Consider the following 23,742-nt stretch of genomic DNA (forward strand, 5'->3'; position numbering starts at 1 on the left):
CTTATTAATCATACGTGCCGTATCTTATATTTTTACAACAACATCATTTCTACTATGATATAGTATCTTTTCATTTTGAAACAAAGTTCTCTTCTGATTAACCAAAGCATGATAGCTTGCAAGCTAAAATTTTTAAAAGATGTAAGGTCATAATCATCAGAGAACTTTAAGCAGCTATTTACTTTAAAAATAGCAACGCAAATGGATCAATCAATTGGGATTGGTTTAAACTGCTGTCTCGACTAACCTCGAAGTGCAGATGACTCCCAGTACTATTACCAGTAGAACCTACATAACCAATTATTTGTCCTTGTGCGACATGATCACCAACTTTTACGGTATATGCTTGTTGGTGCGCATACAATGCAGTCGTACCGTCTTCATGTTCTATGGCTACATAGTTTCCCCAAGAAGAATGGAATTCTGCTTTTCTCACTGTACCAGCTTTACTTGCATAGATTGGTTCTCCTTGTGACGCAGCTAGATCTAAACCACGGTGAAACTCACCATCTCGAAAACCAAAAGGGCTAGAAATCGTATAGTTTTTAAGTGGTGTAATATATCCTTTCTGGTTTACTTCCGGTCCAGTAGTTTCTTTATCATATTGTTGTAAGTCATATGTTTCAATCAAACCATTCAGTTTTTGATTGTACCTCGTATCAGACGCATAACGTCCTGTTAAAAATTTAGTCGCTTCTTGATACGTTTTAGCATGAGACTTCCACATGCCCGCATAAAACTCACGATTGTCAATTAAGCCACTTGTCATTAACTTCGCGTAGTCTTGTAAACTTTCTTCATAATTTTTGTATTTTCTAAACGCTGATTGCACGCTATAAAGTGTCCCTTCACCTGTATCTTCTTGCGTAGTAAGGGAAACACTATCTCCTTTATATGCTCCCTTAATTCCAAAAAGATTGTAGTTTGGCGCTTGTGCTAACTGACTTTGTCCACTCGCTGATTCTAAAATCGCTTGCGCAATCATCACAGACGCATATAAGCCATTTTCTTGACCGATTTTTCTTGAGGATTCCCCTATTTTACGAATAAAACTTTCGACAGATTCATCTTTTTCAAAATGAATCGAGTCCTTATCGATTTCTTCACTCCCTGGTACTAAGTCTTGAATGGGCATAGTTGGACTTGGTTGGTTCACCTCTTCTTCAGGAGTCATTGGTGTAGCCGGAGTAACTGATTGTGGTGGTGCTTTTTGTTCCGTATCCCCTTGATCTGTCTTCTCCTTTTGATTATTCGAATCATCTGCGCCTGTTGTATCAGGTTCTTGTGGTTGACTTGGTTTAGTCGGCTTTGTTATGGATGGTTCAGTTGATGTATCTGTTTCTTCTGAATTATCCGTTGTTGTATTTGTTGTAGTCGTTTCTCCCGTGGTTTCGTTTGTGTCACTCGTGCTTCCTGTTGTGGCCGTTTCATCTGTCGTTTCGTTTGTATCACTGGTGGTGTCTGCTGTGCTTGTTTCATCCGTTGTATCGTATGTGTCGCTGGTGGTGTCTGCTGTACTCGTTTCATTCGTTGTTTCAGTTTGTTCCTCTGAAGTTGTTGCTGTGCCTGATATCGTATCTATTGTAGTCTGTTCTGTCGATAAAACTTTTTCATCTGCTACTATTTGTAAAGGTGTAATAAACAACAGTTGTGACAGAAGAACCCCTGAAACAAAGCAATGCGTAAACTTTTTTTGCAATATTTTCCCTTCCTTTTCTTCAATATTTTTTATCCTTTTAACTCTATGTTAAATTTCACTCTTTATTTTCTAACTGAATCAATGCTTTCTGTGGAATCTCTGTTCTTTTTAGCTCCATATACCCTTGCTCTTTCTTTAAGTTGGTATAGGTGATTTTCAAATACGAGTCTTTAATAAAAGGTCGACCTAAATCTGGATGTGTAGAGAAGTGTAATTTTTTTCCATTTCCGTCTTCATCATATCCTTTTAAATCATAATAATAGACTTTCTCATCTGTTATTTCAGCTCGTATCTCTCCGTCAGTTGTAACTTTTACGTAATAATATTGTGGATGGATCATATACCATATCCCACCACATAGTAAACTAATGATTACGACAGAGATTCCTATTTTTAATTTCCCCATTATCTATCACTTTCTTTATTCCAGTTGAAGCCTAATATCTTGATAAACAGTTGAATCTAGTTAATCTGTTTCATTCTCACATGAACAGGTAAATTATAACCATTATTCTAAAAGCGCAAGTCTCAAATTCCTATTAAATCGATGAATTTCTGATACCACTGAGAATTTATTAATGATGCGTCGGACCTCTGAAACTGGCTATCTCATGTTTTATATAAAAAAAAATAAATAAGAAAGTTCATAAAAACGAGACTTTGCTTATTTATTTTGTTCATAGGATCTTCAAATGAATGACTTTGTTTAGAATAAATCAGCTTTGCTTAAATCGATTAGCTTGGAGTTCAAATACTCTCTCGCAAATTTTTTTACCATCACAAGGAGTACCCCTTCCAGTAATCACAAACACTTCTTTATGATTATTTTTCTTTAATCGATTGGGTACATTTACGACAACCAAGTCATACTTTTTCGTTTCTTGATAGCTTTCAACTTGAACATCATGCTCTTTTGAAAGTTCTAGTTTTAGCCAATCTATTACCATCACTTCCATCAATGGATCTATGAAAAGCATTACACCAACGCGTAGAGGCAATTCAATTAGTGATTGTTCGTGGTAAATATATAATAGATATTTATGAAGGATAAAGTCTTTATTTTCTCTCAAAAAAGTGTGTTTATATGCTTCTTTCATGCACCACGAATCAATCCAGTTACGCACCACAATATCTTTATAATTATATTCTTGATAAAAATGAAGTAACGTAGAATCTATATGAAAAATATACCCTTTAAAAAATAAAATACAATGATGGCAATTAAAGACATAATATAAGTAGAACATGCGGTTACAAGGGCTAAAATCACACTCAGATTCATCCGGGAACAAGCGCTTAGTAGAACAGGAATTTAATTCTGCGATCGATTGACCAACTATATCTTTGCGGTCTATTGAGTAATCAATCATATCCTTTATTTTATCCGAAGAAGAAGGCACGGTAAAAAAAAGATTGAATAAGTAACTGCTAACTTTGTCAATTTCGGTTAGTTTAATATGAAATAACTTAAAAAAATTAACGAGAATTTCTGTAAATTCATTATAAAAAATATTGTTTTTTAAGTACTGTCGTAAACAAGCACTGATTGCCCCAGCCTCACGATTTTTTTGCCTATTCTTCAACAAATTAGAAAATCATAAAGAAAGTTTTGCTTTTTGCATTGGTTTGAAATCTGCACCATAATAGGATTCTAAATGCTTAAATAAATGTTCAAATTGAATATAATCTTGAGGATTGTAAAATAGATATTCCTCTGGAAAAATATTTTGATAAAAAATATGTTCAAAATATCGTAATTGTAATTCATTCCCTTTTAATTGGTTATCTTTGATCTCTATATCAAATTGCTTCAGTACTAGATTAATTCTTTTCATTCTTCGATACAGATCAGCTCTACTAATCTGTAGAGTCCTAGTCAGATATTCTGCACTAACTGAGCGCTGTTCCAAATACTCTCGTATGAGCAAATAATTAATCGATGTTGCTGCATAGATACCAATAATCTCTCCTAATTTTGAATGACCTTGGTCAGACAATACAAACGTATTCAAATCTTTTTTATATTGTATCCACTTAGTTCCAAAATGATTGGATAAACGAAAATTTATAGATTCTACAATGTTAAATAATACATTTTGAGATACAGATAACTTAATTTTCAAAGTTTCTTTATCTACTTTCCCCGCATTTATATATAGCTCATCCAACAAACGTAATTCCCTAAGTTCATAACTATCAAGTAGCTGATCTTTTAACACTTCATGAACACTCCTTTTAACATACGTTATTAATTAGTGTAACATTTATATAAAAATCACACGTAGGAAGTGATCAAATTATATTTCACAAACCATCTTCTTAGGTACATAAGCACTTAAAAAAATTTAAAAATATTTAAATAACGAAAAAATTTAAACAAGTGAAAAAAATTAGCGACAACAACTTAATTTTAATTTGTATTTACTTCTTTTAAAAAAATAACCCACTTAGTTATAATTGATTAATTTTAGGCAAACCTTATTATGTAAACTTTTTTATTTTTTTACTTTTTCGTCTCTTATAATCTAAATATTTCTACTGAAAATAAGGGACAGCACTTAGAATTGAGTTCTAGTGCTGAAAGAGGTGTATTCATGTTTTTATGATGGAAGTATGTTACTGGTTATAATGTACGTTTAAAGTGTACCCTAAATAAACCGTAACTCACACACTTAGAGTTGCAACAAACGAAAAGAAGCCAATCCTAGTCGCATAAGATTGGCCTTGGTGCTTTCATTTCGTACCTAAGTTATATCGTTATTGGTTATAACATACAACTTAAATAGGTACATGAAAAGTACTACTAGGATTCAGGTTGCTTTGATATTTTATTCAAATAAAGCTCTTCATCTATTTTTGAAATCACAATTAAAAATATTTTTACTAGCATTAAATAGTTGTTTTTATGTTCTTCCTCAGAAAAACTCTTCCCTGCTCCGTGTAGATAAGCGTTTCTAATTCCTAAAGAATCAGCATACTCTTTATTATTCAAAGTGAAATTCAAGTAATTTGTTTCATCATTTGAAAAAAAAGTAGAATACTGTTTAAATGAAGGTAAATTTTTTAACTCTTTAATATCTTCCTCTGATAAATATTTTGTGCAAACATAATCACACTTATCAAACATTGATTTTATTGTTAAAAAACGATTATCCTCTGGAATATCTTCATTTGAAACTTCGATATATTTATTTTCCAATATTGATTCTATTGCTCCAATGTCAAGTGGAGGCATTGAATTAAGTAAACCTAAATCGATTTTTCCATATTTTGATAATAATTTATACTGTTTTAGGATAGATTCTAGCTCAACTACAAGATGTATATTACGAAAGTAGTAAGGCATGTTGCTACCAATTTCTTCCATAGAGAAACCTTCTATGCCGTATTTCAAAAGAATTTGCTCATTGAAAAAGCAGGCTAAAAGATTCTCAAATGAAATTTGTTTACCTTGAAAATAGTCTATCAAGCAATCTATGATAGACATCTCAACCATGTTTAGAATATTCTGCGAAAGTGCAATATCGTACTCATTTTTCCTCTTTGGCTTTACTATTTCAATAAGAGCACTTTCATTTGCTAATATCCTATGAAGAGAAGCTAGTCTTCCATACTCATCAATAAGAACTTTTTTATTGATGAAACACAAAATTTCATCTTTTTCTAAAGACTCCAAAGTTTTTCTATTAATAGAGACTGTAATATGATCCTCCTCGGAATAAAATGTTATAGGTTCTATTTGATCTTGAATAGAAACTTTTGAACTAAAAGTAGAAATTGACTTTTTCATAGTGTCATCTTCCCAGAAATCCTTTTCAAATTGCTCTATTCGATATCTGGTTAACTCGTCTAAAGGGAATTTTGCATCCTTAAAATTTAACAGCATATCTATAAACATAATATCTCTCAAATTTTTTTCTTCTAAGAAATCAATTAATGAATTCACCATTTCTTGAAATAGGTTTGATTGTTCAAAGCCTTCTGGAAAGAATATTTTCTCTTTACGTTGAGATCTCTCCGTAATTAATCGAATATTTTCAAATAATTTATCCTTGTTATATCTTAAACCATTCAGTATTTCTACAGAATACTTATTTACTATTTTTTTATCTCCTAAAATATGATGGTATTCTGCAAATTCAGAATGTAAGTATTTACACATTTCTTGATTTGATAACCTTAACCAATAGTTATATTGTGAAAATAATTTTGGAAAACCTCGATAGGTTTCTGGATCGCTAAAGAATTCATTAATCCAAGTATCAGCATTTTTTCCTCCCAGTGATCTCCCAATAATACTCTTTATTTTTTTTTTGAGTGTCAGGATAATTATCTAACAATTCTTGTAGATTTTTAATATGGGCTATTCTGTCTTCTATCCATGTTTCTAGTGTATTCAAACCTATAATGTCTTTTAGGTTATCTGTTCTTTCCATTAACTCAATGTTTTTTAAAAGTTCTTCAAATTCCAAAGGATTATGATAATAGTAGGATATATCTTTGATTTGTTGTTCAACCATGATACTAAATCTCCTTAAAAGTGTATTGGTTTGTAATTTAATATTTATATTCTAGAAAATTAGAACCTTTTTTAAATATGACTGATCTATATCAAAAAAATTATTTGTATGTCGAAGGTAAGTTACAAGATAAATCAAAACCGTTTCCTAAAACTATTAATTTTTTCACACTATTATTCTCCAAATCTTGTTAATTTAAAATTTTAAAAATTAATATAATACTGTACTAATTATTTGTCTTTCTCGAATTTTTGGTAATTCCATACTTCATTCTATATCTTCTAAAAGTTCTCCGATTGATACCTATTTTTTGTTCTACTTCTTTATCTGTAGATCCTTCTAGAAATAATTTAAAGGCTAACTGAAGACGTGGATCATTTTCTCTATATTTAGGCTTCCCTCCTTTATATTTTCCTTTAGCTTTAGCAAGTGCAATTCCTTGTCTCTGAGTTTCAAGTATATACTTACGTTCGTCCTCTGCCTGATACTTATATAACTCAATGATCAAGTTGTTTAGTAAGCGACGTAGGTTATCATCAGTGATTCCAGTTAAAGCTGGTAGATTTAAGACTTCAAGTGTTGCCTTTTTCATCTGGATCAAGTTCATTGTTTCCGTTAATTCTTTATTATTACGTCCAAGCCGTTTTAATTCAGTTACTACAACAATATCATCCTCGCGAATAAATTCCATCATTTCTTGGAATGCTTCTCGATTTGTATCTTTTCCACTTAGCTTGTCAGTAAAAATTTTTTCACAGTCAGATAAAAGCTCTAATTATCGATCTAAATTCTGATCCATACTACTTACTCTTGCATAACCAATTTTTGCCATAAAAAATTCTCCCCCACGAAAAATTTCAACTTTTTTAAAATCCTGTTGCCCAACTTAGTTGACCTCTTACAAATCCAAGTATATAACGAATATGCAAAAAGCCCAACAGGGTATACCCTGTTGGCTCAACAATGTTGTTTATATAGCTATGTTGATAACGAAATTTTGATATACAAATACTCTGCCATGCTTGAAATTCTTTAAATGTTGAAAAAAATAAACACAAATTTCCTACATCCCTTTTTTCACCTTATTCTTCCCAGGGCAATTAAATAATAGTTGAAAAAATAATAAATAAAAACAAAAGTAAAATTCCAACAAGTGGTTCAATCCAAATTTTTTCTGAATTAATAAATACATTCTTTTTATTTTTAACTAGTCCTCCACCATATTCTTTTGGAAGGGTTAGTTCAAAGAGAAACCCAAATAATAATGGTATCAAAACTGTATACTTAGGTCCTCTTATCAGTAAGTAGACAGCTGAGCAACTAAGGAAGAACTGTATTACTTTGACTATTCTGATAGAACGAATCGTTTTTAATTTCAAGATACTGTCCCCTTTCTTTTATACAAGATCCATAAATTTGTCTTTCCTACTTTCCACTTAAATATATCACGTTATTTTTAAATAATCACAACTCTCTAATAAAGTGTCGTTTTAGACTAAAAACCGCTAAAAATTTTAGAATCTGGACGATAGGATTATATAAAAACTATATAAACCAATAACTTTTAAGTGCTTTGTATTTAACAAAACAACAAAAAAACACAGCGATAACCATTCAGTTATCCACTGTGTTTTATCTAACTATTTTACTAAATTCTAAATTCCCTCTTCATAAAAACGTCCGAGGATTTGGACATTCTCCGCAATGCTGACAAATGCTTGTGGATCGGATGATTTCATTGCTTCACGTAATAAAGGAAGCTCATAGCGAGTAACGATCGTCATTAGGACTGTTTGTTTATCGTGTTTATATGCGCCTTCTGCTTCATTGATAATCGTGATGCCACGACGCATACATTTTTGGATTGCTTCGATCACTGCTTCGGGATGTTTTGTCACGATCATGACTTGCATCTTTTTTTGTTTCGTATAGACGACATCGGTTACCTTGCCGCTTACAAAAATCGACAATGCACTATAAAACATATACTGCCAACCGAAGAGCAAGCCCGCAACGAAAACAATCAACGCATTGAAATAAATGGAAATCGAACCGACTGATCGACCGGTTTTTTTGCGGATCGTAATACTCACAATATCTAATCCGCCAGAAGACAAGCCGTTTTTCAATGCTAAGCCAATCCCAACGCCCGTGACTGCACCACCGAATATTGCACAAATGATTGGATCGGTCGAAAGAATCGTTTGCGGCATGATATGAATACTAAGCGATGTTAAGGTCACAGTTATAAATGTAAAAATCGTGAATTTTTTTCCAAGTTTGAACCAAGCTAAAAAAAACAATGGAATGTTTAACAAATACAGTGTAGTTGAAACAGGGATCTCAAAACCAATCACTGATTTTGACAGCGTCGTTAAGATTTGCGCAAGACCTGTTATTCCACTTGAATAGATATTTCCTGGTTGATAAAAAAAATTCAATGCGACTGAAGCAATCAGCGCATAGACGATCGACACCGAAAGTTTGGTCGTATAGTCATGATACGCCCAATTTTCGAAAGTTTTTTTCATGAGAAAAGCCTCGCTTTATCTGGTATGCCCTTATTATAAGATCTTTTAAGATTTAATCAAGAGACATCTTTGAAAAAAAGATTGTAATTTCCAAAATAATAGAAAAAAGGTTGTGTCAGCGCCACACGCACGAATAAATCGCGACTTACCTGTGACACTTTCACAACCTCTAAATTTCTAAAAAAGGAATTTAACTTTACTGCTTGTTACTCAACTTCTGTAACATCGATATTCAATTCAAATAATTGAAGATCAGAAACAGTGCTTGGTGCATCACTCATCACATCGGCTGCTTTACCATTTTTAGGGAAGGCAATCACTTCACGAATATTATCTTCACCTGCAAGTAACATCACAAAGCGATCAAGTCCTAAAGCAATTCCTCCGTGTGGTGGGAAGCCATAGTCTAACGCACTTAACAAGAACCCGAATTGCTCTTCCATTTCTGCTTCAGAGAATCCTAGTGTTTTCAATACTTTTTCTTGTAATTCTCTCGTATGGATACGTAATGATCCTCCGCCTAACTCATAGCCATTCAAGACGATGTCATATGCCTCTGCATAGACTTTTGCTGGATCAGTCGCCAATAGTTCAACATCTGATGCTTTTGGCATCGTAAATGGATGATGAGCGGAAACATAGCGGCCTTCTTCAGCTGAATATTCAAATTGTGGCCATTCTGTCACCCATAAGAAATTGAATTTTGACTCGTCGATCAAGCCTAATTCTTTTCCTAAGCGGGAACGGATTGCGCCAAGCGTTGCGGCAACGACTTCTTCTTTATCCGCACCAAATAATAAAATATCGCCAACTTCAGCGTTGGTTGCTTCAATCAGTGCTTCAGATGCTTCGCCCATGAATTTCGCGATTGGACCTTTCAAGCCATCTTCTTCCACTTTTAACCATGCTAAGCCTTTTGCTCCGAACTGAGTGGCATATTGACCAAGATTGTCTAGGTCTTTACGAGAATACTTGCTTGCTGCATTTTTCGCATTCAATGCTTTGACCACTCCGCCATTTTCAAGTGCCATTTGGAAGACTTTAAACTCAACGTCTTTCACAACAGTACTCAAGTCGATCAATTCCATGTCAAAACGTGTATCAGGTTTGTCACTTCCATAGCGACTCATTGCTTCATCATACGTCATGCGTGGGAATGGCAAAGTGACTTCGATACCACGTACGTCTTTCATCACTTTAGCAATCAAACCTTCTGTATACGTTTGGATTTCTTCAGCGGTCAAGAACGTTGTTTCGATATCGACTTGCGTAAATTCTGGTTGACGATCGCCACGTAAATCTTCATCGCGGAAGCAACGAACGATTTGATAGTAACGATCAAATCCAGCGTTCATCAATAATTGTTTAAATAGTTGTGGTGATTGTGGCAATGCGTAGAAATGCCCTGCATGGATACGTGAAGGAACTAAGTAATCTCTTGCTCCTTCAGGTGTTGATTTACCCAGATATGGTGTTTCAATATCCAAGAAATCATGGTCATCCAAATAGTGACGGATCGCTTTTGTTGTATCGTTACGCAATTTGATGTTTTTCGTCATTTTTGGACGACGTAAGTCAAGATAGCGATATTTCAAGCGAATCTCATCGTTGATCGTTTGTTCATCTTCAATCAAGAAAGGCGGTGTTTTAGCTTGGTTCAAGATAATGATCTCATCCGCAATGATCTCAAACTCACCAGTTGCCATTTTAGGATTGATTGCTAGTTCATCACGATTTTTGACTGTTCCAGTTACTTCAATGACGTATTCACTACGGCATTTATCGGCGATTTTCCATGCTTCTTTATTGATTTCTGGATTAAAGACGATTTGAACGATTCCTTCACGGTCACGTAGATCGATAAAGATCACGCCACCTAAGTCACGTCTTTTTTGTACCCATCCTTTTAATGTGACTGTTTGTCCTAACTGCTTTTCTGAAACAAGTCCACAGTATACTGTTCGTTGTGCCATCATTTTTCCTCCTGTTCAGTCGCTAACGTCATTTCATCATACACTTTGTCAAAGTGGTTATAGATTTCTTCTAATGCATAACTTTTCTCTGTACGATTTGCCATTGATTTGACGTTGATTGTTTGATTTGCTAATTCGTCGGCGCCGATCACTAAGACCAACTTCGCATCGGCTTTATCTGCTGTCTTAAATTGGGCTTTCGCTTTACGTCCCATGAAATCACGATCGGCAGAAAAACCAAAATCACGGATTGCTTGAACGATTTTCAATGCTTCGATATTTGTTTCTTCACCTAGTGCGACAACATAAGCATCTAATGAATTCAGTACAGGGACAGCGACTTCCTCTGCTTCCATCGTTAATAGAATACGTTCGATCCCCATCGCAAAACCAAATCCAGGTGTCGCTGGTCCGCCTAGTTCTTCAACTAAGTTATCGTAACGTCCTCCCGCACAGATCGTTGCTTGTGCGCCCATTTTAGGTGCGTCACTCATTACTTCAAAAATCGTATGCGTATAATAATCCAATCCACGAACCATGTTGCTGTCGATTTCGTAAGGCACATCTAACGCATCCAACATAGCAATCACTGTTTCAAAATGCGCTTTGGCTTTTTCACTTAAATAATCTAAGATCGATGGCGCTTCTGCGACAAATTTTTGATCACGTTTATCTTTACTGTCTAATACACGCAAAGGATTTTCGTGTAAGCGGCGTTGTGAATCTTCACTTAATTCAGCTTCGAATGGGACAAGATAATCGATCAACGCTTGGCGATAGGCTTGACGTGTTTCTTGATCCCCTAAAGAGTTGATCACTAAACGAATTTGACTGATCCCAAGTTGTTTGAAGAAGTCTAACGCCATCACCATGCTTTCAACATCCGTCGCAGGATTTTCAGAGCCAAATGCTTCTACACCGATTTGGTGGAATTGACGTAAGCGGCCTTTTTGGGGACGCTCATAACGAAACATTGGTCCCATATAAAATGTTTTGTAAGGTTTAGTATATTCTGGCCCAAATAATTTGTTTTCAACAAACGAACGAACGATTGGCGCAGTTCCTTCTGGTCGTAACGTCACATGACGCTCGCCCTTATCGTAAAAATCATACATTTCTTTTGAAACGATGTCCGTCGTATCGCCTACACTGCGAGCGATCACTTCGTAATGTTCAAAAATCGGCGTGCGGATCTCATTATATTGATAATCTTTGAATAATAAACGGGCAGTTTCTTCAACAAATTGCCATTTTTCGGATTCTCCAGGTAAAATATCATTTGTTCCTTTTGGTCTTTGGAAGTTCATCTTTTTCTCTCCTTTTCTTCACACTATGTAGTCAATGCAAACAAAAAACACCCTTGTTCGCCATGAACAAGGGTGAATGATTATTTCATACACGGTACCACCTATATTTGAAAGATTGCTCTTTCCTCTCACGATTAACGCTCGTCTACGGGACGGCTTTGCACGCGTCCATCTCCAGAGTGTCTTTCAGAAACTACTTGTTTTAGATCGCTCTCAGCCACGACGATCCTCTCTTATAAAGCCTTTAGTTACTTACTCGCTCTTTCATCGATATTTAAATATTAATTATAACCTACTAAAAACACAGCTTAAAGTCAAGTATATTCTTGCTGATTTCTTTTTCAAAGTCTTTTTGATTCAGCTTTTGTTCTTTTTGATTTAGACTAAATAAAAAAGGAGGTAGAAAAATGTCAGAAGTAAAAATTGGTCATTCTCAAGTATATGCCGAAGCAATCGGCTTAGGTGCAAATGCAGTTGGAGGGCATAATCTTTTTTCTGGGTTAGCGGATGAAACCGGAAAAGAAGTTGTCAGAGCCGCCTTAGATAATGGCTTGAACCTCATCGATACTGCTTATATTTATGGTGAAGGTCGTTCAGAACAATTGATCGGAGAAGTCTTGCAAGAACCGGCTTATGATCGTTCCCGCATCATCATTGCCACCAAAGCGGCACATCTGCCAGATCAACCGAAAAAATTTGATAATTCTCCTGAATTTTTGAAAAAATCAGTTGATGAAGCTTTAGAACGTTTGCAGACAGATTACATCGATATTTTTTATATCCATTTTCCAGACGAAGAGACACCTAAAAACGAGGCAGTTGCCGCTTTACACGAACTGAAAGAAGCGGGGAAAATCCGTGCCATCGGTGTATCGAATTTCACTTTAAAACAATTGAAAGAAGCCAATCAAGACGGCTATATCGATATCGTACAGGATCAATTCAGTTTGATCCATCGCGCAGCAGAAAAAGAATTATTCCCCTATCTTGAAGCCAATGCGATTGGTTTCGTACCTTATTTTCCACTTGCTTCAGGTTTATTGACTGGTAAGTATGATTTAGAAAGTCCGAAACATTTTTCTGATGATGATCCTAGAAAAAACAAACCAAACTTCCAAGGCGAGCGATATGAACGCATCATTACAGCAGTCGACCAATTAAAGCCAATTGCTGAAAAGTATCAAGCAACCACTGCTCAATTAGTCTTAGCATGGTACATCGCGCACCCACGTATCTCATTTGTCATTCCTGGTGCCAAGAAACCAGAACAAGTCGCAGATAATGCCAAAGCTTTGGATATTCACTTATCTTTAGAAGATGCTCAAACAATCGATCAGCTATTCCGAGAGTTTAAATAATACTCAAAAACAACCATCGCGAGAAAATGCGGTGGTTGTTTTTTTATTATGTACAAGATGTTTCAGCATAATCCTAGCTCTTTTTTCATTTCGTCATGTGAGACACTTTCATCAAATTTCTGATGCTCCTTCATCGCTTCATTATAGGTCGCCAAGTCCATTTGTTTTTCTAGCGTACCTAATATCATCGTTCTGGCTAATTCCGATATTGTCAGTCCGTTCAAATCAGCCATTGCCAACATCAATGCTTTTTCTTTCTCTGATACATGAATTGTAACTTCGCTCATTCTTTTATACCTCCTGTATATTTTTATAGAACGAGGTCGGGAGAGAAGGAGTCCACTACCTAAGAGGCTACTTCTCTTCCCTCTACCTAATCGATTCAAATACGTACCCCATGCTGAAAGTCCACGTTACTCTTTATACAATAATCCTCGGCTATTCGGATAAGTCGGAAATTGATTGAATGGAATCGTCCAGTCTTGTTCTGGCACAGAAAAGGCAAAACGATTCACTAATTGATCGGAAAAAACGCGTAAACTATGCAAAGTGATCCATTCACCTGCGCATCGGTGCATTTTTCGGAAGTCACCGCCACCTTGCGCAATCATCTCATACTCTTCTTCATAGGAAATTTTTTTCGCTTTGTCGATATATCGTTTGATCAAAAACGCCTCGGGTGATTCAATCGTTCGTTCGTCATGATTCGTTCCATACAAATCTAAGATCACCCAGCTATCTTTAGGGATGCGATAACCATCTACTTCAACATCTTGTAAATCAAATGCCGGTAACATGGGGAAAAATGGATAGTATCGACGCATTTCTTGGATAAAAGGATCTTGTAACTGAGTAAAATCATTTTTTAGTTGTTGATAGATATCTGGACGACTGAATAGCGCATGTCCCATCAATACTACCCATACTGTCAATGCCACAGTCGGCCGAATAATATTCAACAATTCCACCGCCGCAATATCCAAAGGCAAAAGATCTCCTTTAAGGTCAGTCGCATTCGCAAAAGCATAGAGCGCTATATTTTCTTTTCCGGCTACTGGATTTTCTCGTGCTTCTTCTAACAACTCTTGCGCCCATTTTTCTGATTTTTTTCGATTTTCTACCCCTTTAAAATGATCGATCGGCGAAGTCACTGTTCCACTGATCATGGCGATTTGATAATCTGCCAATTGGTTGATCTCTTCTTCTGAATAATCCGCTAAGTTGATTCCAGACCATTCACAAATAGCGGTAAAAAGTACTTTTTTACTCAGGTCAAATAACTCAAAGGTACCATGCTGTTGTTCCAACTCATGTGCCAACACTCGATCCAATATTTGATGATAATCTTCCATTCGCTCTGGCGTCATCAAATCCATGAAAATTGCTTTACGATGATGATGCTCCGCACCATCTAAAGACTGCACCCCATCTTTACCGAACAATGTTTTTTGCACCATTTTAGGCATTGCGCCTTCTCTTTTGAAATTTCTTGGATCATAAAAACGTCTTGCTGCCTCTTCTCCGTAGATGATCACAGCTTCCTTATTGAATATCTTTGCTTTCACAACAGGTGATTGGGCTTCTTCTCTTAATGTTCCTAGCATTTTGTAGCCTTCGTTATAGTATTTTTTGATTTCGGTCATTTTGATATCGACCACTGGAATTTCTTGCATCTTTTTACTCCTCCTAATAAATAACTTTAGATATTATTAGGATACTCCTTGTCAGATAAAACTGACAAAAGAAGTGTTTGAGTCAAAACTCGATCATTTTTCCTCTTGTGCCGCCTATCCTCGAATAAATGATTTCCTCACGACCCATTCATGTTAAATAAAATTTCATTATAACGTTCCGTCGCTCTGTCACTCACTTGTCCTTTTTCACAAAAAGATAATTTTCTTAACTTAGGTACCACTCTTTCCACTCGAATCATTCCCTCATCTAATTGGGAAGCCAACGCATGAAGCGCTTCTTTAAATCGTTCGTCTTTTCTAGCGTTTTCGTAAAAAGATAGAACATAGACATAATAAAATAAATTGTAGCTTCTAAAAGGGTATTCTACTTGCATGAATAGTGTCCCGATCCCATGATGGCAAGGTCCGATCGGTTGTTTGATCGTCCAATGCGTCAATAAAAATTCCACTGCTTGGTCCAACCGCTCATCAATGTTGATCCATTCGGAGAAACGAAAAGCATCTAAAACTGTTAAGGTCGTCATCGGTGTAGAAAATTCAGTTTCAGGACCTTTGCCATAACTATACTTATTGCACTTCCATCCGCCATCATCTTCTTGAGTCGCTAGAAAATAATCAAATGTCTTTTTGAGTCTCTTGTCTGTTGCATGATCCAAATAACACAATGTTCGAAGTGCAGCGGCTGTATGGCAGGGGTAGATCGCACCCTTTGGCGAAACTTTGAACCGTCCATCTTCCCGCCATGTTTCAAAGATCAAATTCGCCGTTTCTTGCATGACCTTTTCTCCAGGTAAAACACCGGCATCTAAAAGATACAACGGGCATTCTAACGTAGTAAAAGGAGCGCCTTTGATCAACTTTTTATCTGGTGTTGCCCAGTAATCAAAGCCATTATCGTAGCGATGAGAAAGGATTTCGTCTATCGTTGCTTGATTCTTATTAGCCATTGGCAAGCACCTCCTAGCCTCTATTTTAACTTATCTACGTACTCCTGACGAACAAAAACAGAAAGCGCATTCTTAAATTGAGAACATAGCAAACAAAAATAAGCCTGATTTTGAAATATTCCATCAAAATCAGGCTTATGCTTTTTATAAAAATCATTTGTTTTGAGAATCGATGATGATCGTCACTGGCCCATCATTGACCAGAGACACAGCCATATCTGCACCAAATTCGCCTGTTTCCACTGTGATTCCTCGTTGTCTTAGCCCATCATTAAAGGCTTCGTATAAAGGAATCGCTGTTTCCGGGCGAGCCGCTGCGATAAAACTTGGGCGATTGCCCTTTTTTGTATCTGCAAAAAGCGTGAATTGAGAAATACTCAACAGCGCACCTTTGACATCTTCAATACTTAGATTCATTTTCCCTTGTTCATCTTCAAAAATACGCATCTGGGCGATTTTTTTGATCAGATAATCCACATCTGTTTGCGTATCTGTTTCATGAACACCTAGTAAAATCAACAAACCATGATTGATACGACCAACTTCCTGCTCATCGATCGATACAGCCGCTTGACTTACTCGTTGGATCACTGCGCGCAAAATTCTACCTCCTAGCCATTCATCCGGCGTACACTGTATACATCCGGTACGGTCTTGATTTTATCGACAATACTTTTTAGGTGAGACAAGTTCCGTATCCCTACTGTTAAATGGATCGTTGCCATTTTGTCTTTATTCGTTCGTGCCTCAACACTGTTCAGATTTTTAGTCATGGCATTCACCGTCTGCAAGACGTCATTTAACATGCCTGAACGATTGTAGCCATAGATTTCCAAATCAGCATCATACTCTTTGTTCGTATTTGAAGTGTCTTCCCATTCCACGTCAATCAAACGTTCTTCCACATTTGGCTTATCTGGTTGGACATTTGGACAGTCTTTACGGTGGATCGAAATCCCACGTCCTTTTGTAATGTAGCCCACAATATCATCACCTGGAACAGGATTACAACAACGGCTGATTCGGATCAACAAGTTCTCAACGCCTTGGATGACCACGCCACCTTCATGACGAACCTTCATTTTTTCAGGCTCTTTTTTAGGTTGGTTCATCAGCTCTTCTGCTTCTTGTTTTTGTTGTTCGATTTTTTGTTCTTTTCGCTCTTTTTCAGTCAAGCGATTGGCCATCGTCAATGGACTCACTTCGCCATAACCGATCGCAGCATACATATCTTCTTCTGTTTGGAAATTCAAACGTTCTAACGCGTCATGTAATTTGCTTTTCGAAAGGATCTCCTTCGGTACAAAGCCAAGATCTGTAATACACTTCACTAAAGCTTCATGACCTTTTGTCACATTCTCGTCTCGATCTTGTCCTTTGAAGAAACGCTTGATTTTATTTCTAGCTTTACTTGTAGCGACTAACTTCAACCAATCACGACTTGGCCCAAATGAATTTGGAGATGTCAAGATTTCGATAATATCGCCATTTTTCAATTTGTAATCTAATTGGACCATTTTCCCGTTGATTTTAGCACCAGTCGTCTTGTTTCCAATATCTGTATGGATGCTATAAGCAAAGTCTAGCGGTCCTGAACCTTTTGGAAGCTCAGTGACATCGCCTTTTGGAGTGAATACATAGACTTTATCGCTAAAGATATCGCCTTTCACACCTTCCATGAATTCTGAAGCATCGTAACTTTCATCTTGCAATTCGATAATTTCATGGAACCAACTTAACTGCTTCGTCATCCCATCTGGTTCAACTTTATCGCCTTTACCTTCTTTATACGCCCAGTGAGCAGCAACCCCGAACTCGGCGATTTCATGCATTTCCTGTGTACGAATCTGGATTTCGACAGGATTGCCTGCAGGTCCGATGACAGTCGTATGCAAAGATTGGTACATATTCGCTTTAGGCATGGCAATATAATCTTTGAACCTACCTGGCATTGGTTTCCATTTCGTATGGATCGCCCCTAGCACCGCATAACAGTCTTTGATCGAATCAACAATGACCCGAATTGCAAGTAGATCGTAAATTTCATTGAACTGCTTTTTTTGGTCTTTCATCTTCCGGTAAATGGAATAAATGTGCTTTGGACGGCCGTAGATTTCCGCAAAAATCCCTAATTCTTCTGTGGCTAGACGAATATCTTCTACTGCTCCGCTGACATAGTTTTCACGTTCTTCTCGTTTTGTCTGCATCAAGTGAACGATTCGGTAGTATTGCTTTGGATTAAGATAACGCAATGCCGTATCTTCTAACTCCCATTTGATTCGACTGATCCCTAAACGATGCGCAAGCGGTGCATAGATCTCTAAGGTTTCTTGTGCAATGCGTCGCTGTTTGTCTTCTCGCAAATGTTTCAACGTACGCATGTTATGTAAACGATCGGCTAATTTCACCATGATTACACGTAAATCTTGAGCCATAGCTAGTAACATTTTACGATGATTTTCTGCTAATTGTTCTTCGTGGGATTTGTATTTGATTTTACCTAACTTCGTCACACCATCAACTAACATTGCGACATCATTTCCAAAGGCTTCTTTTAAGTCGTCTAAGGTCACTTCTGTATCTTCTACTACATCATGTAAAAAACCTGTTGCCACTGTATGGGGGTCCATCCGTAAGTCTGCAAGAATGCCTGCAACTTGGATTGGATGGATGATATAAGGTTCCCCTGATTTGCGAAACTGTCCTTCATGTGCAGCCGTCGCATAGTCACACGCTTTTTGCACGAAAGCAACATGCTCAGGGCCCATGTATTGGCTAACCATCTTAATGACAGCAGGTCCCGTCAATATTTCTTCTTTTGGCATGGGAAACATCCCCCTTTCTACTAATTGTTCAAATCATGAAACGATCTTTATCGTGAAAATCCTCTTTTTCCTTTACGGATCAGGATTAAATAATTGTTCTTATTATACCGATTGTCTTAGTGTTTTTCAATTCCTTCTCAACTAGGAATGAGCCGCTCACTCTTTTGTAATCGGTCAAAAAATTGAAAATAGTTCTTCGTTCATTTATGCGTAAAATCTTTTTTGATTGTCGCGCACTTATTTTTCTTGTGAGGCTTGTAGTTCTAATTGAAAACTCGCCGCACTTAACAAATACAATGGCGCAGTTTCCGTTCGTAGGATTCTTGGACCTAGACCACAAAGAATACCACCTTGTTCTTCGAAATAGGCAACTTCTTTTGCGGAAAGTCCGCCTTCTGGTCCAAACACTGCGAGGATTCGAGTACCTGGCATAACAGATTGGAGTATCTTCACTAAATTAGCAGCTTCTCCTTGTTTTGCTGATTCTTCATACGCAATCAAAAGGACATCATAAGAAGTAAGACTAGCATAAAATTCTTTCTCTGTTTCCATCAATGTCACTTGCGGTACCACTTGCCGATGCGACTGTTCCGCCGCTTCTTGCGCAATCTTAGCTAACCGTTCTTGGCGCTTCTTCCGTTTTTTTGCATCCCATTTCACGACAGAAGCAGCAGCAGGGAATCCTACAAACGCATGAGCGCCTAATTCAGTCCCTTTTTGTACGATCCAATCTAACTTGTCCCCTTTAGGATAACCGCTAGCAATCGTGATGTTACATGGCAATTCTTTTTGAACACTCTCTTTTGCCACTTCGATTAAGAAGACTTCTTTTTCGGTCATTTCAGTGATTTCCGCAACGATCGCGATTTGGTCGTTAAATGCTAAATAGACGTGATCTTTCGCTGCCATTCGCATGACTCTTGCCATATGATGATAGGCTTCGCCTTCTAATACATAACGTTCTTGTGGGCGATAAGGTTCATCTAGAAAATATCGTTGCATTTAATCCACCTCAGGTTTTTTTAGCATAATAGCATACCAATCTTTTTGTTGGAACACTTGATCAACGACAAACCCTTGTTCTTCCATCGCCGCAAGAACCATCTCTTTTTTCTCTTCAATGATTCCAGAAACGATCAATGTGCCGGTTTGTTTGAGTAAACGCCACGCATCAGGGATCATCAATAAAATGATATCTGCCAGAATATTGGCCACGATCACATCACTTTCGATCTCGATTCCTTTCAATAGATCATTTGCTGCCACATGGACATCTTTTGCTACTTCATTTAGATCCATATTTTCTTTCGCTGAACGAACCGCCACTTCATCCAGATCATAGGCGTAGACCTCTTTTGCCCCAAGATGTTTCGCTGCAATACTCAACACCCCTGAACCTGTCCCAACATCTAAAAGCGTTTCTCCGCCGCGTAAAGTCGACTCCAAGGCTTGTAGTGTTAAAGAAGTTGTTGGGTGTGTACCCGTACCAAATGCCATCCCTGGATCTAATGTGATGATTTTTTCTAATGGATCATTTGTTTGATAACTTTCCCAACTTGGTACGACAGTTAGTAGACGTGTGATCCGTACCGGATGATAATATTTTTTCCAAGCAGTTGCCCAATTGCTTTCTTCCACTTCGCTTACTGTGACGATGTTCTTGCCGATCGCTAAACCAAACTCTGGCAATTTTGTAACACGCTCTTTGATAAAAGGCAATATTTCTGGTAAAAAGATCGTTTCTGGAAAATAAGCCATGACAATGGCCCCTTCTTCGATCGTTGTAAAATCTTCTTTTGTTAAGATTTCCCCGTAAGGATCAGATTTAAAGTTTTCGACATCTAATGAATCTTCGATTGCGACACCACTCGCACCTGCTTCCATTAAAATGTTTGCGACTGCTTCGACTGCTTCACTTGCCGTCTCGATTTTGACTTCATTCCATTTCATATACGTTGCTCCTTAATAGCTAGGATAAGGCAAATATACCTCTTTACCATTTTGTTGTTTTTCTTCGACTAAACGTGCGAATACATGGTTGTCCCATTTCAATTCAAAGACAGCTGAATCGTCTTCTGCATCTAAAAAATCTAACAGATCACTTTGACCTTGTGCTAAAACATCATTCAGGTAGTCGATCAATGCATCGGCTACGGAAGTTGTTAACCCTTTCTTACCTTCATAAGGAATCGCCGCCAGATAATCTTGCTCATCAAATGTTGATTTATCAGGGTTGAATAACAAGACACCATCTTCAAATTCAATAATATCTTCCTCTGAGACCACACCTTCGGCATCATCTAGTTCAAAGTGCGCTTGATTTTCCGCAAATAAACGGACAACGACTTCGATCGTATGGTTTTTTGTATCCCAATCTAACGCCACATCATAGTCTGTGATTTTCTTTTCGATTGCTGCATCAAGATAGTCCAATATGGTTGTTTTCTTCATTTTGTTTCCTCCAACCCCAGTCTTCATCGACTTGGTTCTTTTTTTGTAACGAAAGATATGGATTTCCAGCAACTACAAACCGCAGAGGCATTTCCGTCCATTCTCCTTTATTCGGTATACCGATCCTTGGTAACGCTAAGATTTTTTTTGGTGTCCGTTTTTTCTCAAAAATGAACCGCAACGAGCTATCACGAATCGACTGTCCATATAACTCTGGTGATAGACCTAAAGCCGCTACTAGCTTCCCCGGTCCATTACTAATCTCAGGACCTGCCTTCCCTTTGCGATTCAGACTCATTTGCTCGATCCCTTCCACCGGCTCGATCGCTCGGATCATCACTCCTTGTGGTACTCCTTCAGGTTGTGTGATGATATTTAAGATCAAGTGGGTGTGCATCGTGTACAGATAAATCGTTCCTGGTTCTTCATACATGGCACGCACTCGAGGCGTACGCCGCATTCCATAACTATGAGCGGCCAAATCTTCCGGTCCTAAATAAGCTTCTGCATCTACGATATATCCACCTAAGTGTCCATTTGGCGTGTCATATTCCAAATACATTCCTAGTAGATCTTTCGCAACTTCAGCCGTTGTTTTATTTAATAAAAGTTCATCTAATTGTTTTTGATTTGTCATTTGCTTCACCACCTTTATCATACACAATATTAGTCAAAGAAGCTATGAAAAAAGCGGGTCAACAAGTTGACGATTTCCCTTGCTAAACTAGCGAAAACTATTTCTAGTTTCTTTCCATATTCTGACTAATCTCCCGCCTTCATCGACCCTTTATCCTACGAAATATGTTATAATAAACGAACGAAAAATCCAAAGGAGGCAAACTGATGCAACAACCATTAGCCTATCGGATGCGTCCGAAAAATATCGATGAAGTCGTTGGCCAACGCCATTTAGTTGGTGAAGGTAAGATCATTCGCCGCATGGTTGATGCAGAAATGTTATCTTCCATGATTTTATATGGTCCCCCCGGCACAGGGAAAACAAGTATCGCTAGTGCGATTGCTGGCTCAACTAATTTTGCTTTTCGGATGTTGAATGCAGCGACTGACTCAAAAAAAGATCTGCAAGTCGTCGCTGAAGAAGCTAGAATGAGCGGTACGGTCATTCTTTTACTTGATGAAGTTCATCGCCTAGATAAAACAAAACAAGATTTCTTGCTGCCACATTTGGAAAATGGCCGAATCATCTTGATCGGTGCAACAACTGAAAATCCGTATATCACAATCAACCCTGCGATTCGCAGTCGAACACAGATTTTTGAAGTAAAACCCTTAGACGAAGAAGATATCCAATCAGCGATTCATCGCGCCTTGTCCGACAAAGAAAATGGCTTAGGTGAAACGCCGATCGAATTAGACGATAATGCCATGCTCCATTTATCTCGTGCAACTAACGGTGATTTAAGAAGCGCACTCAATGGGTTAGAGCTCGCTGTCCGTTCCACTAAAAAGCAAGAAGACGGCACGATCCATCTGACACTCTCCATTATTGAAGAATGCATCCAGCGAAAAGCCTTGACCCATGATAAAAATGGTGATGCCCATTACGATGTCATTTCCGCATTTCAAAAATCCATTCGTGGGAGTGATGTCGATGCGGCACTACACTACTTGGCACGATTAGTCGAAGCTGGCGATTTAGCAAGTATTTTTCGACGTTTGATGGTGATTGGGTATGAAGATATTGGTTTAGGCAACCCTGCTGCTGCGGCTCGAACGGTTAACGCTGTTCTAGCTGCCGAACGTTTAGGTTTGCCAGAAGGACGCATTCCTTTAGCAGATGCCGTCGTCGATTTATGTCTTTCGCCAAAATCCAATTCTGCTTACATTGCATTGGATACAGCAATCGCAGACATCCGAGCAGGGAAAGCAGGCGAAGTACCTGATCATTTGAAAGACAGTCATTATCAAGGTGCTAAGTCATTGAATCGAGGCGTCGGCTATCAATACCCGCATAACTACGAAAATGCTTGGGTCGATCAACAGTATTTACCTGACAAATTGAAACATACACAGTATTATCAACCAAAAAATACAGGAAAATATGAACAAGCATTAGGTCAACAATATCAGCGAATCAAAGAATGGCAGAAAAAGTCTAAATAACTACTGTCACTGAAAGCGCTCAAAATTAATGAGCGCTCGCATTGCTCTTTTTGAAACCATGTGCTACTATAGAAGTGGGAAATCTGTGATGTTCGAATTGTCCTCTTTGTGTGTTGACCGAACATTTTTATTGATATCTTGGGACCTGTCTTGTGTCACAGCTGGTAACATGCCTTATCATTTGGTAGTTCAATGCGACGACCATGGGACCCACCTGCTTGAATTCGCGGGATCAATACTACAGGACAAACAACGGCATTAACGGAGATTACCATTTTTTTAACTTTTAAGAGGCAGTACCGATTCGTCGGTA

The 23,742-nt window shown here is 37.5% G+C and carries 21 protein-coding genes, 1 other RNA gene, 1 pseudogene and 1 other annotated feature; of the genes and pseudogenes, 3 read left to right on the forward strand and 20 right to left on the reverse strand.

Annotated features, from left to right (window positions below; all coding sequences use genetic code 11):
- Positions 1-178: 178 nt before the first annotated feature.
- From DOK79_RS03800 to hisS, 11 genes and pseudogenes are all read right to left on the reverse strand, one after another.
- Positions 179-1,699, reverse strand: a complete 1,521-nt coding sequence (locus DOK79_RS03800; protein ID WP_242543289.1) for a peptidoglycan DD-metalloendopeptidase family protein — start codon at positions 1,697-1,699, stop codon at positions 179-181.
- 55 nt (positions 1,700-1,754) lie between these two features.
- Positions 1,755-2,105, reverse strand: a complete 351-nt coding sequence (locus DOK79_RS03805; protein WP_206856355.1) for a YxeA family protein — start codon at positions 2,103-2,105, stop codon at positions 1,755-1,757.
- Positions 2,106-2,415: 310 nt separating this feature from the next.
- Entirely contained in the window at positions 2,416-3,282 is an 867-nt protein-coding gene (locus DOK79_RS03810) for a hypothetical protein (RefSeq protein ID WP_206856353.1), read from the reverse strand.
- Between the two features lie 12 nt (positions 3,283-3,294).
- Positions 3,295-3,918, reverse strand: coding sequence for a helix-turn-helix domain-containing protein (locus DOK79_RS03815; RefSeq protein ID WP_206856351.1), 624 nt, complete (start codon positions 3,916-3,918; stop codon positions 3,295-3,297).
- Positions 3,919-4,502: 584 nt separating this feature from the next.
- Positions 4,503-5,861, reverse strand: coding sequence for a hypothetical protein (locus DOK79_RS03820; RefSeq protein ID WP_206856349.1), 1,359 nt, complete (start codon positions 5,859-5,861; stop codon positions 4,503-4,505).
- Between the two features lie 100 nt (positions 5,862-5,961).
- On the reverse strand, positions 5,962-6,219 hold the full coding sequence (locus DOK79_RS03825; RefSeq protein WP_206856347.1) for a hypothetical protein: 258 nt from the start codon (positions 6,217-6,219) through the stop codon (positions 5,962-5,964).
- Positions 6,220-6,445: 226 nt separating this feature from the next.
- A pseudogene (locus DOK79_RS03830) lies at positions 6,446-7,051 on the reverse strand (recombinase family protein).
- 268 nt (positions 7,052-7,319) lie between these two features.
- Positions 7,320-7,598: a hypothetical protein gene (locus DOK79_RS03835; protein WP_206856346.1), complete on the reverse strand. Its 279-nt coding sequence runs from the start codon at positions 7,596-7,598 to the stop codon at positions 7,320-7,322.
- A gap of 276 nt (positions 7,599-7,874) precedes the next feature.
- Positions 7,875-8,750, reverse strand: a complete 876-nt coding sequence (locus tag DOK79_RS03840) for a YitT family protein (protein ID WP_206856343.1) — start codon at positions 8,748-8,750, stop codon at positions 7,875-7,877.
- Between the two features lie 206 nt (positions 8,751-8,956).
- Complete coding sequence (gene aspS / locus DOK79_RS03845) at positions 8,957-10,723, reverse strand: aspartate--tRNA ligase (protein ID WP_206856339.1); 1,767 nt, start codon at positions 10,721-10,723, stop codon at positions 8,957-8,959.
- A complete protein-coding gene (gene hisS / locus DOK79_RS03850; RefSeq protein WP_206856336.1) occupies positions 10,723-12,030 on the reverse strand; it encodes a histidine--tRNA ligase in 1,308 nt (435 codons plus the stop codon). The genes aspS and hisS overlap by 1 nt, the downstream gene beginning before the upstream one ends.
- Positions 12,031-12,095: 65 nt before the next feature.
- Positions 12,096-12,307, reverse strand: a binding site (T-box leader).
- Between the two features lie 130 nt (positions 12,308-12,437).
- On the opposite strand from hisS, the gene DOK79_RS03855 reads away from it, so the two are divergent.
- Positions 12,438-13,388, forward strand: coding sequence for an aldo/keto reductase (locus DOK79_RS03855; RefSeq protein WP_206856333.1), 951 nt, complete (start codon positions 12,438-12,440; stop codon positions 13,386-13,388).
- Between the two features lie 62 nt (positions 13,389-13,450).
- On the opposite strand, the gene relB is transcribed toward DOK79_RS03855, so the two are convergent.
- From relB to DOK79_RS03900, 9 genes are all read right to left on the reverse strand, one after another.
- A complete protein-coding gene (gene relB, locus DOK79_RS03860; protein ID WP_206856330.1) occupies positions 13,451-13,675 on the reverse strand; it encodes a type II toxin-antitoxin system RelB family antitoxin in 225 nt (74 codons plus the stop codon).
- A 126-nt stretch (positions 13,676-13,801) separates the two neighbouring features.
- Positions 13,802-15,061, reverse strand: coding sequence for a cytochrome P450 (locus DOK79_RS03865; protein ID WP_206856328.1), 1,260 nt, complete (start codon positions 15,059-15,061; stop codon positions 13,802-13,804).
- Between the two features lie 137 nt (positions 15,062-15,198).
- Complete coding sequence (locus DOK79_RS03870; RefSeq protein ID WP_206856326.1) at positions 15,199-16,029, reverse strand: prenyltransferase; 831 nt, start codon at positions 16,027-16,029, stop codon at positions 15,199-15,201.
- A 153-nt stretch (positions 16,030-16,182) separates the two neighbouring features.
- Positions 16,183-16,629 carry a D-aminoacyl-tRNA deacylase gene (gene dtd, locus DOK79_RS03875; protein ID WP_206856324.1) on the reverse strand — a complete coding sequence of 149 codons (447 nt, stop codon included), beginning with the start codon at positions 16,627-16,629 and terminating at the stop codon, positions 16,183-16,185.
- A gap of 11 nt (positions 16,630-16,640) precedes the next feature.
- Entirely contained in the window at positions 16,641-18,854 is a 2,214-nt protein-coding gene (locus DOK79_RS03880; protein WP_206856322.1) for a RelA/SpoT family protein, read from the reverse strand.
- 237 nt (positions 18,855-19,091) lie between these two features.
- Positions 19,092-19,856: a 16S rRNA (uracil(1498)-N(3))-methyltransferase gene (locus tag DOK79_RS03885; RefSeq protein ID WP_206856321.1), complete on the reverse strand. Its 765-nt coding sequence runs from the start codon at positions 19,854-19,856 to the stop codon at positions 19,092-19,094.
- Entirely contained in the window at positions 19,857-20,804 is a 948-nt protein-coding gene (gene prmA / locus DOK79_RS03890; protein WP_206856319.1) for a 50S ribosomal protein L11 methyltransferase, read from the reverse strand.
- Between the two features lie 12 nt (positions 20,805-20,816).
- Entirely contained in the window at positions 20,817-21,305 is a 489-nt protein-coding gene (locus DOK79_RS03895; protein ID WP_206856318.1) for a DUF3013 family protein, read from the reverse strand.
- Positions 21,274-21,942 (reverse strand): DNA-3-methyladenine glycosylase, encoded by a 669-nt coding sequence (locus tag DOK79_RS03900; protein WP_206856316.1) that lies wholly within the window; start codon positions 21,940-21,942, stop codon positions 21,274-21,276. Before DOK79_RS03900 ends, DOK79_RS03895 begins: the two co-directional genes overlap by 32 nt.
- Before the next feature lie 206 nt (positions 21,943-22,148).
- On the opposite strand from DOK79_RS03900, the gene DOK79_RS03905 reads away from it, so the two are divergent.
- Positions 22,149-23,429 (forward strand): replication-associated recombination protein A, encoded by a 1,281-nt coding sequence (locus DOK79_RS03905; RefSeq protein WP_206856314.1) that lies wholly within the window; start codon positions 22,149-22,151, stop codon positions 23,427-23,429.
- Positions 23,430-23,506: 77 nt separating this feature from the next.
- Positions 23,507-23,701, forward strand: a non-coding RNA gene (gene ssrS / locus DOK79_RS03910) — 6S RNA.
- The last annotated feature ends 41 nt before the right edge of the window (positions 23,702-23,742 follow it).

It is taken from the genome of Enterococcus sp. DIV1094 (assembly GCF_017316305.2).
Classification (GTDB): domain Bacteria; phylum Bacillota; class Bacilli; order Lactobacillales; family Enterococcaceae; genus Enterococcus_B; species Enterococcus_B mangumiae.